Here is a 14,650-nt window from a genome sequence, read left to right as displayed (position 1 = left end):
TTTCTTATACATGAGCCTCAGCTCATGTGTTCGTTTGCTTCTTTTCGAACATTACATATACATTCCGCCGTTAACATGAATTGTTTGGCCTGTAATATATTTAGCTTTATCAGAAGCTAGGAAGGCAACAGTATTAGCTATATCTGTATCTTCTCCAAAACGTTTTAAAGGAATTTGCTCTAACATTTGATCCTTCAAATCATCACTTAAAGCATTTGTCATATCTGAAACGATAAAGCCAGGTGCTACAGCGTTCACTGTAATACCTCGTGATGCTAGTTCTCGTGCTGCAGTTTTAGTTAATCCAATAACACCTGCTTTTGTTGCAACATAGTTTGCTTGTCCAGGATTACCCATTGCACCAACAATACTAGTTAAATTAATGATTGCACCACTACGTTGACGTAACATTTGTGGCGTTACTTTTTGAATACAGTTAAACACGCCTTTTAAGTTCGTATCAATCACGTCATCCCACTCTTGTTCTTTCATGCGCATAAGTAAGTTGTCTTTAGTTATTCCTGCATTGTTAACTAATACGTCTACAGAACCAAATTGACTTACCACTTCTTTAATCATTTCTTTAACTTCATCGCCTTTTGCAACATTGGCTTGTATTGCAAAACTTTCTACACCTTTAGCTTTAATTTCTTCAACAACTGCTTCTGCTTTATCTTTACTTCCAGCATAATTGACAGCTACATTATATCCTTCTTCTGCTAATTGCAATGCAATGCTTCTACCTATACCACGAGAAGCACCTGTAACTAAAGCACTTTTATTCATGATTATTATTCCATCCTTTCACATCTTCAAGTGTTTGAATTGAAGTGATTTTTACATCTCGATTAATTTTTTTGATGAGCCCAGATAATACTTTTCCAGGTCCAATTTCAATAAAGTGATCGACACCTTGATTAATCAACCACTCCGTTGATTGAATAAATTGAACAGGTAAATATAATTGTTTAACCATATTGCGTTTAATTACTTCGGCATCGGTTTCTCCCTTTGCATTAACATTCTGAACAATTGGATAATTAGCATTATGCCACTCAAATTGATTAATGAAATTAGCAAAATCCTCTTCAATAACTTTCATCATTGAAGAGTGAAAAGGACCGGAAACAGCTAACGGAAGAACGCGTTTAGCTCCAAGTTCTTTGCCCTTTTCTACTAATTCATCAATTAAAGGTTTATGTCCAGACACCACGATTTGACCTGGTGAGTTAATATTAGCAGGTTCAATTAACTGTTCATTTGTAGATAACGTTTGACATATCTTATCAACATCATCATAGTCCAAACCTAATACTGCTGCCATACCTCCAACACCGTTAGGAAACGCTTGAGCCATAAGTTGGCCACGTTTACGTACAATTCTAACTGCATCTTCAAAAGCTAATACACCACTAGCAACTAAACTTGAATATTCTCCTAAGCTATGTCCCATAGTATAATCTACTTTTAAATGATTTAAAGATTCTAGTAACGCAATACTATGTGTTAATAGTGCAGGTTGTGTATTTTCTGTTTCTCCTAATTTCCCATCATTATCATTAAACATCGTTTCTAACAAATCAAAGTCTACTGTCTCTTGAGCTAAATTTAATACTCGAGTCGAGCGTTCTTCTTCGTTATATAAATCACTAGCCATCCCTACTTTTTGTGCACCTTGACCAGGGAATACAACTGCTATTTTACCCATTTTACTCACCTACTGTATCTTTCATAATTTGAACGATATTCTCTTCACCAGCAATTTTTGCTTGTCTAATTGCAGAATAAAATGCTTTAGCGTTTGAACTACCGTGAGCTTTTACAACCGTACCATCTAAACCTAATAATACTGATCCACCATATTCTGAGTAGTCCATTTTCTTAGCAAATGTGTCTAAATCTTTTTTCAACACTGCACCAGCTAATTTATTTTTGAAGCTACTCATTATTGTTTCTTTCAACATTTTACCTATAGACTTTGCAGTGCCTTCAAGATTTTTAAGGACCATGTTACCTGTATAACCATCTGTTACTACGACATCAACATTTCCATCCATAAGTGTTTTTGCTTCAATATTACCTGTAAAGTTAAATGATTGATTTTTCTCAAATAAATCATATGCTTTTTTAGTTAAAGAATTTCCTTTAGCTGCTTCAGTGCCAATATTAAGAAGTGACACTGAAGGATTTTGAATACCGCGAATTTTTTGAGCGTAAATATTTCCTAATTGCGCATATTGTAGTAAATGTTCTGCTTTAGCGTCAGCATTGGCACCAACATCTAAGAACACAAACCCTTTGCCATCAGTAGTGGGCAATGTTACAACTAACGCAGGTCTTGCTACGCCTTTAATACGTCCAACAATAAATAACCCAGCTGACATTAAAGCACCTGTATTTCCCGCTGATACACAACCATCAGCTTCACCTGATTTTACCGCCTCAGCCATCTTAACCATGGAGCTATCTTTTTTACGTTTAATTGCACGTACTGGTTCATCTTCCATTTCAATCTTTTCGGTACAATGTCGAAACTCTATACGCTCATGACTTAAATTGTATTGTGATTCGTCACCAAAAAGAATAATTTCCAAATCTTTAAAGTCTTCGACAGCTTTTTTAACTGCATCTAATACAATACCAGGCGCATCATCTCCACCCATCATATCTACAGCAATTTTAACCATTTCATTCATCCTCACTTGTATAGTACATTTTGAATTTCCCTTTAAAAACTAACATATCTGAAACATAAGAATTCACTTCAATAATATAATGTTTATCTGTTATATCTATGACACGGGCATCTGCTCGAACTGTGTCATTTAATTTTACTTTTTCTTTAAATTCAACTTGACTTTCATGTGTCAATACTATTGGTTTATGTATAAGAGCTACACATAATGAGTTAGCTTGTGCAAATAAGACATGCCCTCTAGCAATCTCACTTTTTGCAAAAACAGAATCAATTGTAATTTCAATTAGAGATTGCGCGCTAACATCAGGATTCACTTGAATCAAATCACCTATAATTTCATTGGCCTCTATTGATTTGATTCGGCCATAATTCTGTTCAGCGACTAATTTAATTCTTTTACGTAACTCAGGAATATTTAAATGTGTGCGATCTAAACGTATGGTTTGAATACTTACATCAAACTTCTCACACAATTCATAATCAGTGATGAAGGGGTTTAATTCGATAGCCTCTTTAATGGCTACTCGTCTATCGTTTTTCTTTAATTTCACACGCTCACCCCTCATTTTAGTACCAAGTCTTAAATATTCCTTAAATATCATAACACTTTCTTTATCTATTACTCAACAATAAACTGTATCAATCTATATTCAGCTGATCGTATCTTTTTATAAAATCAAAATATATCTTTGAATAGTATAATATTTTTTTCTAATCAAAACGAATGTGGCGTAAGTTTTGTTTAATAAACTCTCTTAAATGACTATATTGTTGTTCGAAAAATTGGCCAGATTGTATAAGTTCTGCTGCTTCATCTCTAGCAACTTCAAGCATACGATAATCTTCTACTACATTTGCTACAAGAAAGTCTGGAAGACCGCTTTGTTTTACTCCAAAGAAATCTCCTGGACCTCTCATTTCTAAATCTCTTTCACTTAATTCGAATCCATCAGTAGTTTGAGTCATAATGGTCATACGTTCAATACCTGTTTCAGTCTTGGGAGATGCAATTAATACACAATAACTTTGATGTTCACTACGACCAACACGCCCACGTAATTGATGTAATGTAGATAAACCAAATCGATCTGCATCATAAATCATCATAAACGTTGCATTAGGTACATTTACACCCACCTCAACTACAGTAGTAGAAACTAAAATATCTATTTCATGTTCACTGAATTTTTGCATGACTTGATCTTTATCTTCAGCAGTCATTTTCCCATGTAATAATCCAACTTTTTCATTACCGTAATCACTTTGTAAGGATTCATAAAGTTCCACAACATTTTGTACATCTTCTAAATGCTCAGAGCTTTCAATTAATGGACAGATCACATAGGCTTGTCTACCCTTTTTTAATTCATTCGACATTTGTGCAAGTACTTGATCATATTGCTCATGTTTTGCCCAACTTGTTTTTATAGGTTTTCTGCCTTTTGGTAATTGTTTAATTGAAGATACATCCATTTCACCGAAAACAGAAATAGCGAGTGTTCTAGGGATTGGTGTCGCTGTCATAAACAACACATTGGTCATCGCACCTTTTTCTCTTAGAATTTGTCGTTGGTTAACACCAAATCGGTGCTGTTCATCTGTAATGACTAATCCAACATTATTGAAGACAACATCATCTTGTATCAAGGCGTGTGTACCAATCAAACAATCGATAGTTCCATTTTCTAATTGTTCTAGAAGAAGTCGTCTTTTTTTCCCTTTAACAGAACCAGTTAATAAAGCTACGTTCATTGTATTACCAAATAGTTGCATCAAACTTTCAGCGTGCTGTTCAGCTAAAATCTCCGTTGGAACCATTAATGCAGATTGATATCCTGCAGTTTTTAAGGCGTACATACAAATTGCTGCTACTATAGTTTTGCCGGATCCAACATCACCTTGTAACAACCGATGCATACGAATAGGCGCCTTTAAATCACGAAATATTTCATTGACACTAACTTTTTGAGCATCAGTTAACTCAAATGGCAAACTATCAATAAATTGTTTTACTTTATTTATATCGTAATTAATTTCAATAGCTTCATCTGATGTCTTTTCTAAGCGATTTAACCATTGCATACGTAGCTCAAACATAAATAGCTCTGTAAATGCATAAGTTCGTCTAGCTCTTAGCAAGTTTTGTTTATCAATAGGATGATGTAATGTTTGAATTGTATATGCTAAAGTTTCTAATTTATACTTTTCTCTGAGGTCATCAGTCAACCATTCATGAATTGTAACATCACTAAGTGCCTGTCTAATGTTATCTCGTAACTGCTTTTGTTTTATTCCTTCTTTAACTCGATATACTGGTTCTAAATGGGCATCCTCTTGATTTTTTTGATCATTAAAAAAAATACGATTACCATTAATCTCTTGTTTATTACGATTCCATTTCCCTTTTATAGTGACAATACTATTTAGTTCAAGTTTCTTTTTTAAATATGGTTGATTAAAAAATACGCATTTAACAGCGATATGATTTATCATAAGATGGACAGTTAATTTCGATTTATTACGACCAAAAAAAGCAACAGTTGGACTGGAATAAACCTCACCTTGAACTGTTACAGTTGCTTGATCGTCTGCTTGATTTAAATCAATAACAGTATTATCTTCATAACGTGTCGGTAAGTATAATACTAAATCTTCAACTGATTTAATATTTAATTCTTCTAACAACGCTAAACGTTTTGGACCTATACCTTTAATTTTATCTAATGCATACGGGCTCTCAATAAGATGAACTTTTGACATGATGAATCACCTATTATTTTTCATTATCTTTAATCTCAACATCTATTTTACCATGTTCAATTGATTAATTTGCGTTTCACGGGTTAATTATATCAACACTTCACTATTAAAATTCTCATTATATATAAAAATAACGATTAGTGATTTAAATTCACTAACCGTTATTCCGACTATTTATTATCAAAAGGTAAATAGTATTTCATTTATTCTACTGCGAAGAAATACTGATAAATAGGCTGTCCACCTTCGTGTTGTTCTACTTCTACATCAGGGTACTCCGATTCAATCCAATCAATGATTTGGTTTGTAATTGAATTATCGGCATCTTCGCCTGAAATCATTGTTAAAATTTCGCTATCTTCATTAAGTAGTTTGCTGAGTAGACCTTTAACTGCATGAAATTGATTAAAGTCACTTATCACAATTTTATCTTCAGCTAGACCCATGAATTCATCTTTCTTGATTTCAATACCGTCTATTTTAGTATCTCTAACTGCAAAAGTAATTGAACCAGATTGAACAGTTTCCAAAGCATCATTCATGTGGCTTTTATTATCTTCTAAATTAGATTCTTGATCATATTGGAATAAGGCTGATATTCCCTGTGGAATCGATTTAGTAGGAATCACTACAGTTTCAGCTTCTACTATACTAGCCGCTTGTTCACTGGCCATCATAATATTTTTATTGTTTGGTAAGATAATTGCACGTTTACATTTTGATTGTTCAATAACCTTAACTATATCTTCAGTAGAAGGGTTCATTGTTTGCCCACCACTAATAATGTGCGTTGCTCCCATAGATTTAAATAATTCAGCAATACCATCGCCTACAGAAATTGTAACAATGGCTGTTTCAACTGTTTTGGATTCATTAGTTGCTTTATTTTGAATTCCATCTTGTTCCTTACGAATAACTTCACGATGTTGTTCACGCATGTTTTCTACTTTAAGTTTAATTAACTCACCATATTTTTGACCATAATTAAATACATCACCCGGATGTTCTGTATGTACGTGCACTTTAACAATTTCATCATCATTAATTACTAATAACGAATCACCGAATTCACTCATATCATTACGAAATTCTTGCTCGTCAAATGCTTTTTTATTTTTACCAAATCGAACCATCATTTCCGTACAATAACCGTAAACAATGTCCTCTGTATTAATAACCCCATGAAAATCATGATCGTCATTAACAAATGATTCAGTATCAAGTTTAGGTGCTTGTGCTTCTACTTTTTCGCCTTTGAGACCCTTTAAGAAGCCTTCATAAACGCATAATAAACCTTTACCACCACTATCAACAACGCCTACTTCTTTAAGTACTGCTAATAAATTAGGCGTATTATCTAAAGACTCGCTTGCAGCTTCAATCACGTGTACCATTAAATCAACGCAATCTTCAGCTTGATCCACGTAATCCATTGCGGCTTTTGCTGCATCTTTGGCTACTGTTAAAATCGTCCCCTCTACCGGTTTCATAACTGCCTTATAAGCTGTTTCAACTCCAGCTTGAAAACTCTCAGCAAACTGTTGCACGCTTATTTCTTTTTCTCCTTCAATATTCTTACAAAAACCTCTGAATAATTGAGAAAGAATAACACCTGAATTACCACGAGCTCCCATAAGTAATCCTTTTGAAAATGTTTTACCTAACTCTCCAATATTTTGAGATAAATTATTTTCGACTTCCTCACGACCAGAAGTAATAGTTAAATTCATATTTGTCCCTGTATCTCCATCTGGAACAGGATAGACGTTTAATGAATCCACTAAGTCTGCATTATTTGATAAATTTTGTGCCCCTTGTATAATCATATCGGCAAATAATTTACCATTTATTTTGCTAATCATTTCACGTTGTCCTCCTAAACCTTTTTCACTGTCTCATTTACACGTACACCTTGTACGAAAATATTTATTGAATTTACTTTCACATTTAGTGTTTTTTCTAAAGTATATTTAACAGTTGATTGAAGATTGCTTGCTACTTCAGAAATTTTCACACCATAGCTCACGATGATATACATATCTACATCAATAATTCCGTTGTCTTCTCTAACTTTAATGCCTTTAGCATAGTTATCGTGTCCAAGGATTTCAGCGATACCATCTCTAACTTGTTGTCTTGATGCCATACCAACAATTCCATAACTTTCAACGGCTTTGCCACCAACTACTGATGCAATTACATCATTTGAAATATCAATTTTACCGTAGTCATTTGAAATTTCTAATGTCATATCTGTTCCTCCTGAAAATTTCAGAATTTTATTTTTAAAGCGTTGTGCCTAGGTTATTTTATTAATGCCTTAAATACTTTAAAAATCAAATCATTGTTGATGCTTTAAATTAATAAAATTTGTATTTTTAAAAATTAGGTTTACTTTGTTTGTAAATTTATCTAATTAATTTAACTGTTTCTTTACAGTATCATACTATATAACTCCACATCACACAATTATAGCATAATAAATTGCATTTTATTGTAATTTTTATAATTTATAAAAGTCTTTATTGCCGACAATCTCATTATGTGTTATCTTATTAAAGTATATAAGTAGTAGTGTGTATTTATATTTATTAAAGGAGGTACTTTCATGGGTAAACAATGTTTCGTAACAGGTCGTAAAGCTTCGACTGGTAATCATCGTTCACACGCTTTAAATGCGAATAAACGCAGATGGAACGCTAACCTTCAAAAAGTTAGAATCCTTGTAGACGGCAAACCTAAGAAAGTTTGGGTTTCTGCACGTGCTTTAAAATCTGGTAAAGTTACTAGAGTTTAATAAATATAATGCACATAATAAAAATATCCTTATGTGGAGGATAAATTTTAAGACCTTAAAGGTGAGCCCTTTAAGGTCTTTTTTTAGTCACGACTACGTATTTTTAAAATTGATCCTTGTTCAACTCGAATGATTGCTTCATTATCCATTACCTCATTTGAAATTGTGAGTGTAGAGCCTAAATTTAAGTGTTCTTGATTTAAATTATATTTGAACCCCTGTAAAGTTAATATAGCTTTATCGTTGAGAGGGATAAACGATATATATGGATAATTACTATCTCTGTTGATTACATACTTACCTTCACCTAATAATTGAATATGATTTTGTTGATCAATGACTTTTATTTTTATAGACTGATGTAAGTATTGAGGTTTTTGTAAAATTTGAAGCACACCCATAAAGTGATCTAACCGACCGCCTGTTGCACCATAAATAGTAATTTCTGTGTATCCTCTTTCAACTGCTTGAGCTACTCCTAAAGCTAAATCAGTATCATCTTTTTCAGCTTCAACCGGTTCGATATGAAGATTTTGCATCAACATCAAACGTTCTTCGTCATTCACTGAGTCAAAATCACCTACAGAAAATATAGGTTGAATACCTTGTTTTACGAGTATAAGCGCACCTCTATCAATACCTGCCCAATTAGAATCTTTTTCTTTTTCGAAAATATGATTAGGTAACAAACGCTGAGAACATAATAAATTAATCTTCACATTATCATTCCTTTAATAAAGATGTTACTTTTGCATAATCCTCTTGTTTAAAGAAGTATGAACCAGTGACTAACATTGTAGCACCCTGTTCTACACATCGTTTACTCGTTTGATCGTTAATTCCTCCATCTACCTCAATATCAAAAGTTAAATGATTTTCATGTTTGAGTTGATTTAATTGCTCAATCTTAGTCACGCATTGTTCTATGAATGTTTGTCCGCCAAAACCAGGATTTACAGTCATTACTAAAACATAATCAACAATACTCAATATAGGTAAAATTGTTTCTACAGATGTTCCGGGATTGATGACGACACCTGCTTTTTTCCCTAATTGTTTAATTTGTTCAATTGCCCTATGTATATGTGTTGTCGCCTCAACATGGACTGAAATCATATCAGCACCATGTTCAGCAAAAAGATTAATATAATTTTCAGGTTGTTCAATCATTAAATGAACATCTATTGGCAAATGAGATTGTTGTCTAACAGCATCCAATATTGGAATACCAATTGAAATATTAGGGACAAATTTACCGTCCATCACATCAAAGTGTAATCCGTCTACCTTGGCTGCTTCTAACAATTGAAGTTCTTCTTTTAAATTTAAAAAATCTATAGATAAAAGTGATGGTAAAATTTTAACCATTTAGTATCGAACCTTTCTATTGGAAATTTCATTATATAATTGCTGATAATGATCATATCTAAATTGTGGAATTTCTCCTTTTTCAACGAGTGTCTTAACATGACACTGTGGTTCTTTTATATGATTACAATTACGAAACTTACATTGCTCTCCTGCTTCATGAATATCTATAAAAAAATCTTTTAGTTGCTCTTTTTCAATATGATTAAAATCTAACGCGCTAAACCCCGGTGTATCAGCGATGTAACCACCTTTTCTATCGTATAATTCGACATGTCTTGTAGTGTGTTTACCCCTATTCAATGACTTAGAAATATCATTAGTTTCTAATTTCAACTGAGGCTGATAACTATTTAAAAAAGTAGATTTCCCCACTCCAGATTGGCCACTTAATACTATTAAACCGTCAGACCATTCATCAACAGTAGCAGTATAATTACTATCTTTTCCAATAAACTGCGTAGCATATCCTATTTTTTGATATAGTTTTATTGTATCTTTGATTTTTAGAATTTCTTGTTCAGAAGCTATATCATGTTTAGTGATTAAAATTCTAGGTTTGAGATGATAAGAATGAGCAATCACTAAATAGCGATCTAATAATTGTGTTGAAAATTCAGGCTCGACTGCACTCATTACTATCACTAACTCGTCAATATTACTTACTGGTGGTCGTTTTAGTTCATTATTTCGGTCATGTACATGATGAATATAGCCCTCTTTCGTATTTTGAACTTCAAAATCTACGATATCGCCCACCACAGGTGAAAACTTCTTTTTTCTGAATAAACCACGTGGTTTGGTATCAAATCTCTCACCTTCTACATCTACTTGATACACACCACTGATTAGTTTAACGATTCGACCAGTCTTCAAAAAGACACCTCTCATTTATGTTTTATTATTCATATTATATCAAAATACTAGTACTTATAATATAACAACTCAATTCAAGCTCATTATTTACTTACTAGTATATTGTTTTCAATAAATTTTTAAAGACAAATTGTCTCACATTAATAAAACGAGCCTGCAACATATGTATTCATATGTACAGACTCTTCATCTTTTTTAAGAATTTTTTCATTTTAATTAGATAATCATTCAAAATTATCTCTATTATAATCATCATTGAAAAGTTACACTACAAATTTATTATCTACTTCCCATTAGTTGTTACTCATTTAGCCATCATAGCTCACATCTTTATCAGCTACAATTTTATTATCAACTCTTATGGTGTAGCCAGCGTCACTTCCTTTTTTAATTTTTAAAGGAATATTAATTGTCTTATCACTTTTAATATTAAACGTTTGAACTGCTGAATCACCTTTGTTATCAATATCACGAATAAATACTTCTACTTTTTGACTTTTATTTTTTTTACCGGTATACGGTACTTTAACAGTCTCATTTTTAGTCGTTGTATCCTTGTCCTCATCATCATCTTCATCAGACTTTTCTCCTTTAGAAACTACTAATAGTATAGTAGAACCTTCATCAACAGTTTTATCCTTTGGAGATTGAGAAATGACATTACCTTTTTCGACATCATCGTTGTTTTCTTTTGTCACTTGAACTTTAAATCCTTTATCTTCAAGTTCTTTTTTTGCTGACTCGTATGACTTATTTTCATAATTGTTGACATATACTTGTCGAACACCTAATGATTCATAAATTGTAATATGATGATTATTAACGGAAACTTCACTATTAGCTACAACACTTTGTTCAGAAATTAATCCTTTTTCATATGTTTGACTATAAGCTTGCTCAACGTGAATATCTTTAAATCCGATAGCCTTTAATTTTTTTAGCGCATCATTTTTCGACATACCTAAAACATTTGGCATCTTAACCTTCTCTGGTCCTTTGGATAGAACGATATCAATTCTATCCCCTTGTTCGACGCGTTCTCCACTATCTGGATTTGTTTTAATAATTTGGTTTTCAGGATATTTATCACTATAATTTCTTGATATGTCACCTACTTTTAGGTGATGACTATCTAATACCTTTTCAGCTTGTTTTTCAGTTTTCCCTTTAAGATCAGGCATTTCTTCATATTTATTTCCAAAAACAGCCATAGCTACAAAAGAAAATAAACCAATTAATAATATTACAAAAATGATTGATAAAATTGCAATTTTCATTTTAGAACGTTTTTTGTCGCTTTTTTGATAATAACGTGGTTCAGACGATTGAAATTCTTGTTGTTTTATTGAATCATTAACAATAGGTATTTGCATGGTTTTATTAAGGTCATTTTGATTTTGTTCATCATAGATTTTATGATTCAAATCATCTTTAGTGAGTGGTACAGTTTTAGTTTTATCTAGTTCGTATTTTTCTTCATTCAAACGATTCTCATGTAACGCACTTGTTAAATCGTCACACATTTCTTGAACAGTATGATAGCGATGATATTTATCTTTCTCTGTTGCACGTAAAACGACATTACTCAATGATTGAGGTACATCATCTCTTTTATCCGTTGTAATATTTGGGATGCTATCTTGAATATGCTTTATAGCAATACTCACTGCAGTCTCTCCATTGAATGGTGGCTCTCCAACTAACATCTCATATAATACAATACCAATTGAATATATGTCAGTACTTTCATCAGTAGCTTCGCCTTTAGCCTGTTCAGGTGATAAATATTGAACGGTTCCTAGAACATGATTCGTTTGAGTCAGCGACGTTTCACTCAATGCTTTAGCAATACCAAAATCAAAAATTTGTAATTTTTTATTCTTATCAATTAATATATTCTGTGGTTTAATATCTCGATGAACAATTCTCATGTCATGCGCATGTTTGATTCCACTCAAAATTTGTTCTGTAAACTGAATAGCAGTTTCTACACTAAGTGGACCATGACTGTGTATATATTCCGCTAAAGTAGGACCTTCTATGTATTCCATAACAATATAAAAACAATCATCTTCCTCATCTACATCAATCATACTGACTATATTCTCATGAGAAAGTTGAGAAGAATTATGTACTTCTCTTTCAAAACGTTTAAATGTCTCTTCTTTTTCACTTGGAGGAATCGAAATCGCTTTAATAGCAACTTTTCTGTTAAGTATTGAATCTTCAGCTAAGTAGACAATACTCATCCCACCACCACCGAGTTTATCGGTTATAGTATAGCGTTCATTTATGACTTTACCTATCATACTTTATCACCTTCTAACTTTAAAAGGATAAAGCTGACATTATCTTTTGAATCATGAGCAAGCGCTAAGTCCAATAACTCATTACCATGTACGTCTAATGAACTATTTGAACTTAGTAATTCTTGGATTTCATAATCTCTGACATAATCAGTAAGTCCGTCAGAGTTCAAAAGAAGATAATCATAAAAATGAGTTCTCTTGATAAACAAATCTGGAGAAACACGTTTATCTGTTCCCATGACTTTAGTAATAATATTACGTTGTGGATGATGAAATGCTTCATCTTTAGTAATTTGCCCCGTCATTACTAAGTGATTAACAAATGAATGGTCGCTCGTAATTTGATCCATCTGTCTCTGATTAATTACATAAGCGCGCGAATCTCCTACATTTGCTACAACAACTTGTTTATCATAAATGATGGCACAAACGAGCGTTGTACCCATACCTCTGTACTCTTCATTTTCTTGAGCATAGTTGTACAGCTGAAAATTGATTTCTTTAATGTTCGAACGCAACCACGATTCAGCACGATTTATTTCAATTAGATTTTCTTCTTCAAAACGCTTTTGAAGTTCATAAGTGACAAACTGACTAGCTATTTCTCCAGCTTGATGTCCACCCATGCCATCGCATAATACTAGCATTTGTTGCTGTGTTTGATTGTAAAATATACCGCCAGCGTCCTCGTTTTTCTCACGATGTTGCCCAGTATCAGTGAAAAATTGTGCGTTTAACATATGTCTTTACCTCGTTTCTACTTGTCGTTCCTTCGCTCTTAATTGTCCACATGCAGCATCAATATCTGACCCTTGCTCACGTCTAATTGTAGCATTAATTCCTAATCTCTTTAATTCCTTCTCGAATTTAAAAATATCATCTTTTGGTGTCTTTACATAATTTCTTTCAGGGACATGGTTAACTGGTATTAAATTAACGTGGCAATTGAGATCCTTAATTAAATGTGCCAAATCCCTCGCATGTTCAAGTTGGTCATTAACACCACCAAATAATCCATATTCAAAAGTAACACGGCGATTTGTCTTTTCTTGATAATAACGAATAGCTTCCATTAACTTATCAACATTATAAGCACGATTGATAGGCATTAATCTTGATCTTATTTCGTCTTTAGCGCCATGAAGACTCACAGCAAAATTTATTTGTATATCTTCTTCGGCAAAATCATAAATTCTTGGAATAATTCCTGATGTAGATACAGTAATATGACGTGCACCAATATTTAAACTGTTATCATCATTAACAATTCTTAAGAAATCCATCATTTCATCGTAATTCTCGAAAGGTTCACCTATGCCCATAATGACAATTTGTGATACACGCTCATTCGTTTCGTCTAGTGCCTTTTGTACAGTTAATACTTGGGAGACAATCTCTCCTGCTTCTAAATTACGCTTTAATCCGCCCAAAGTAGAAGCACAAAACGTACAACCAATTCTACATCCTACTTGTGTTGTAACACAGACAGAATTTCCATATTCATGTCTCATTAAAACAGTTTCAATAGTATAACCATCTTGTAATTCAAATAAAAACTTGATTGTTCCATCTTTGCTTTCTTGTTTAACAACAGTGGTCAATGTCGTCATTGCAAAATGATCTTTAAGAATTTGACGTAACTCTTTAGACAGGTTAGTCATTTCATCAATAGTATTTACACGCTTTTGGTATAACCATTCAAAAATTTGTTTTGCTCTAAATTTTTGTTGTCCATGATCAATAAGCCATTGTTGCATCTCGTCATACCTTAAGGAGTAGATTGATTGTTTTTCGAAATTAGGCAAGAATTTGTTTTTCTTCTTTTTTTCTGCAGTTATCATT

The 14,650-nt window shown here is 32.8% G+C and carries 14 protein-coding genes; 1 reads left to right on the top strand and 13 read right to left on the bottom strand.

The genetic code is table 11. The features are described from left to right. Window positions 1–51: 51 nt before the first annotated feature. From fabG to HMPREF3241_RS00745, 7 genes are all read right to left on the bottom strand, one after another. Complete coding sequence (gene fabG / locus HMPREF3241_RS00775; protein ID WP_001830161.1) at window positions 52–786, bottom strand: 3-oxoacyl-[acyl-carrier-protein] reductase; 735 nt, start codon at window positions 784–786, stop codon at window positions 52–54. Then, the gene (fabD, locus tag HMPREF3241_RS00770) at window positions 779–1,708 is read right to left on the bottom strand and encodes an ACP S-malonyltransferase (RefSeq protein WP_002486275.1); all 930 of its coding nucleotides are present in this window, start codon (window positions 1,706–1,708) and stop codon (window positions 779–781) included. The genes fabG and fabD overlap by 8 nt, the downstream gene beginning before the upstream one ends. A 1-nt stretch (window position 1,709) precedes the next feature. Next, entirely contained in the window at window positions 1,710–2,687 is a 978-nt protein-coding gene (plsX, locus tag HMPREF3241_RS00765) for a phosphate acyltransferase PlsX (protein ID WP_002457382.1), read from the bottom strand. A 1-nt stretch (window position 2,688) separates the two neighbouring features. After that, complete coding sequence (gene fapR, locus HMPREF3241_RS00760) at window positions 2,689–3,249, bottom strand: transcription factor FapR (RefSeq protein ID WP_001830099.1); 561 nt, start codon at window positions 3,247–3,249, stop codon at window positions 2,689–2,691. A gap of 160 nt (window positions 3,250–3,409) precedes the next feature. Then, complete coding sequence (recG, locus tag HMPREF3241_RS00755; protein ID WP_002486268.1) at window positions 3,410–5,458, bottom strand: ATP-dependent DNA helicase RecG; 2,049 nt, start codon at window positions 5,456–5,458, stop codon at window positions 3,410–3,412. A gap of 203 nt (window positions 5,459–5,661) precedes the next feature. Further along, window positions 5,662–7,320, bottom strand: coding sequence for a fatty acid kinase catalytic subunit FakA (fakA, locus tag HMPREF3241_RS00750; RefSeq protein ID WP_002457384.1), 1,659 nt, complete (start codon window positions 7,318–7,320; stop codon window positions 5,662–5,664). 14 nt (window positions 7,321–7,334) lie between these two features. Further along, window positions 7,335–7,709, bottom strand: a complete 375-nt coding sequence (locus tag HMPREF3241_RS00745; protein WP_001830156.1) for an Asp23/Gls24 family envelope stress response protein — start codon at window positions 7,707–7,709, stop codon at window positions 7,335–7,337. 357 nt (window positions 7,710–8,066) lie between these two features. Between HMPREF3241_RS00745 and rpmB the strand changes: the two genes are divergently transcribed. Continuing rightward, window positions 8,067–8,255 (top strand): 50S ribosomal protein L28, encoded by a 189-nt coding sequence (rpmB, locus tag HMPREF3241_RS00740; protein ID WP_001830107.1) that lies wholly within the window; start codon window positions 8,067–8,069, stop codon window positions 8,253–8,255. Window positions 8,256–8,338: 83 nt separating this feature from the next. On the opposite strand, the gene HMPREF3241_RS00735 is transcribed toward rpmB, so the two are convergent. The 6 genes from HMPREF3241_RS00735 to rlmN form a co-directional block, all read right to left on the bottom strand. Continuing rightward, on the bottom strand, window positions 8,339–8,974 hold the full coding sequence (locus HMPREF3241_RS00735) for a thiamine diphosphokinase (protein WP_002446263.1): 636 nt from the start codon (window positions 8,972–8,974) through the stop codon (window positions 8,339–8,341). A gap of 4 nt (window positions 8,975–8,978) precedes the next feature. Further along, window positions 8,979–9,623, bottom strand: coding sequence for a ribulose-phosphate 3-epimerase (gene rpe / locus HMPREF3241_RS00730; RefSeq protein WP_002446262.1), 645 nt, complete (start codon window positions 9,621–9,623; stop codon window positions 8,979–8,981). Beyond that, window positions 9,624–10,499 carry a ribosome small subunit-dependent GTPase A gene (rsgA, locus tag HMPREF3241_RS00725; RefSeq protein ID WP_002486277.1) on the bottom strand — a complete coding sequence of 292 codons (876 nt, stop codon included), beginning with the start codon at window positions 10,497–10,499 and terminating at the stop codon, window positions 9,624–9,626. Window positions 10,500–10,807: 308 nt separating this feature from the next. Beyond that, window positions 10,808–12,808, bottom strand: coding sequence for a Stk1 family PASTA domain-containing Ser/Thr kinase (gene pknB / locus HMPREF3241_RS00720; RefSeq protein WP_002486274.1), 2,001 nt, complete (start codon window positions 12,806–12,808; stop codon window positions 10,808–10,810). Then, entirely contained in the window at window positions 12,805–13,548 is a 744-nt protein-coding gene (locus HMPREF3241_RS00715; RefSeq protein ID WP_002446259.1) for a Stp1/IreP family PP2C-type Ser/Thr phosphatase, read from the bottom strand. The genes pknB and HMPREF3241_RS00715 overlap by 4 nt, the downstream gene beginning before the upstream one ends. A gap of 6 nt (window positions 13,549–13,554) precedes the next feature. After that, window positions 13,555–14,649, bottom strand: coding sequence for a dual-specificity RNA methyltransferase RlmN (gene rlmN / locus HMPREF3241_RS00710; protein ID WP_002446258.1), 1,095 nt, complete (start codon window positions 14,647–14,649; stop codon window positions 13,555–13,557). Window position 14,650: the final 1 nt, after the last annotated feature.

Source organism: Staphylococcus sp. HMSC34G04, from assembly GCF_001838765.1.
Classification (GTDB): Bacteria; Bacillota; Bacilli; order Staphylococcales; family Staphylococcaceae; genus Staphylococcus; species Staphylococcus epidermidis.
Note: the sequence above shows the minus strand (reverse complement) of the source record. Positions and strands in the feature narration are given on the sequence as shown.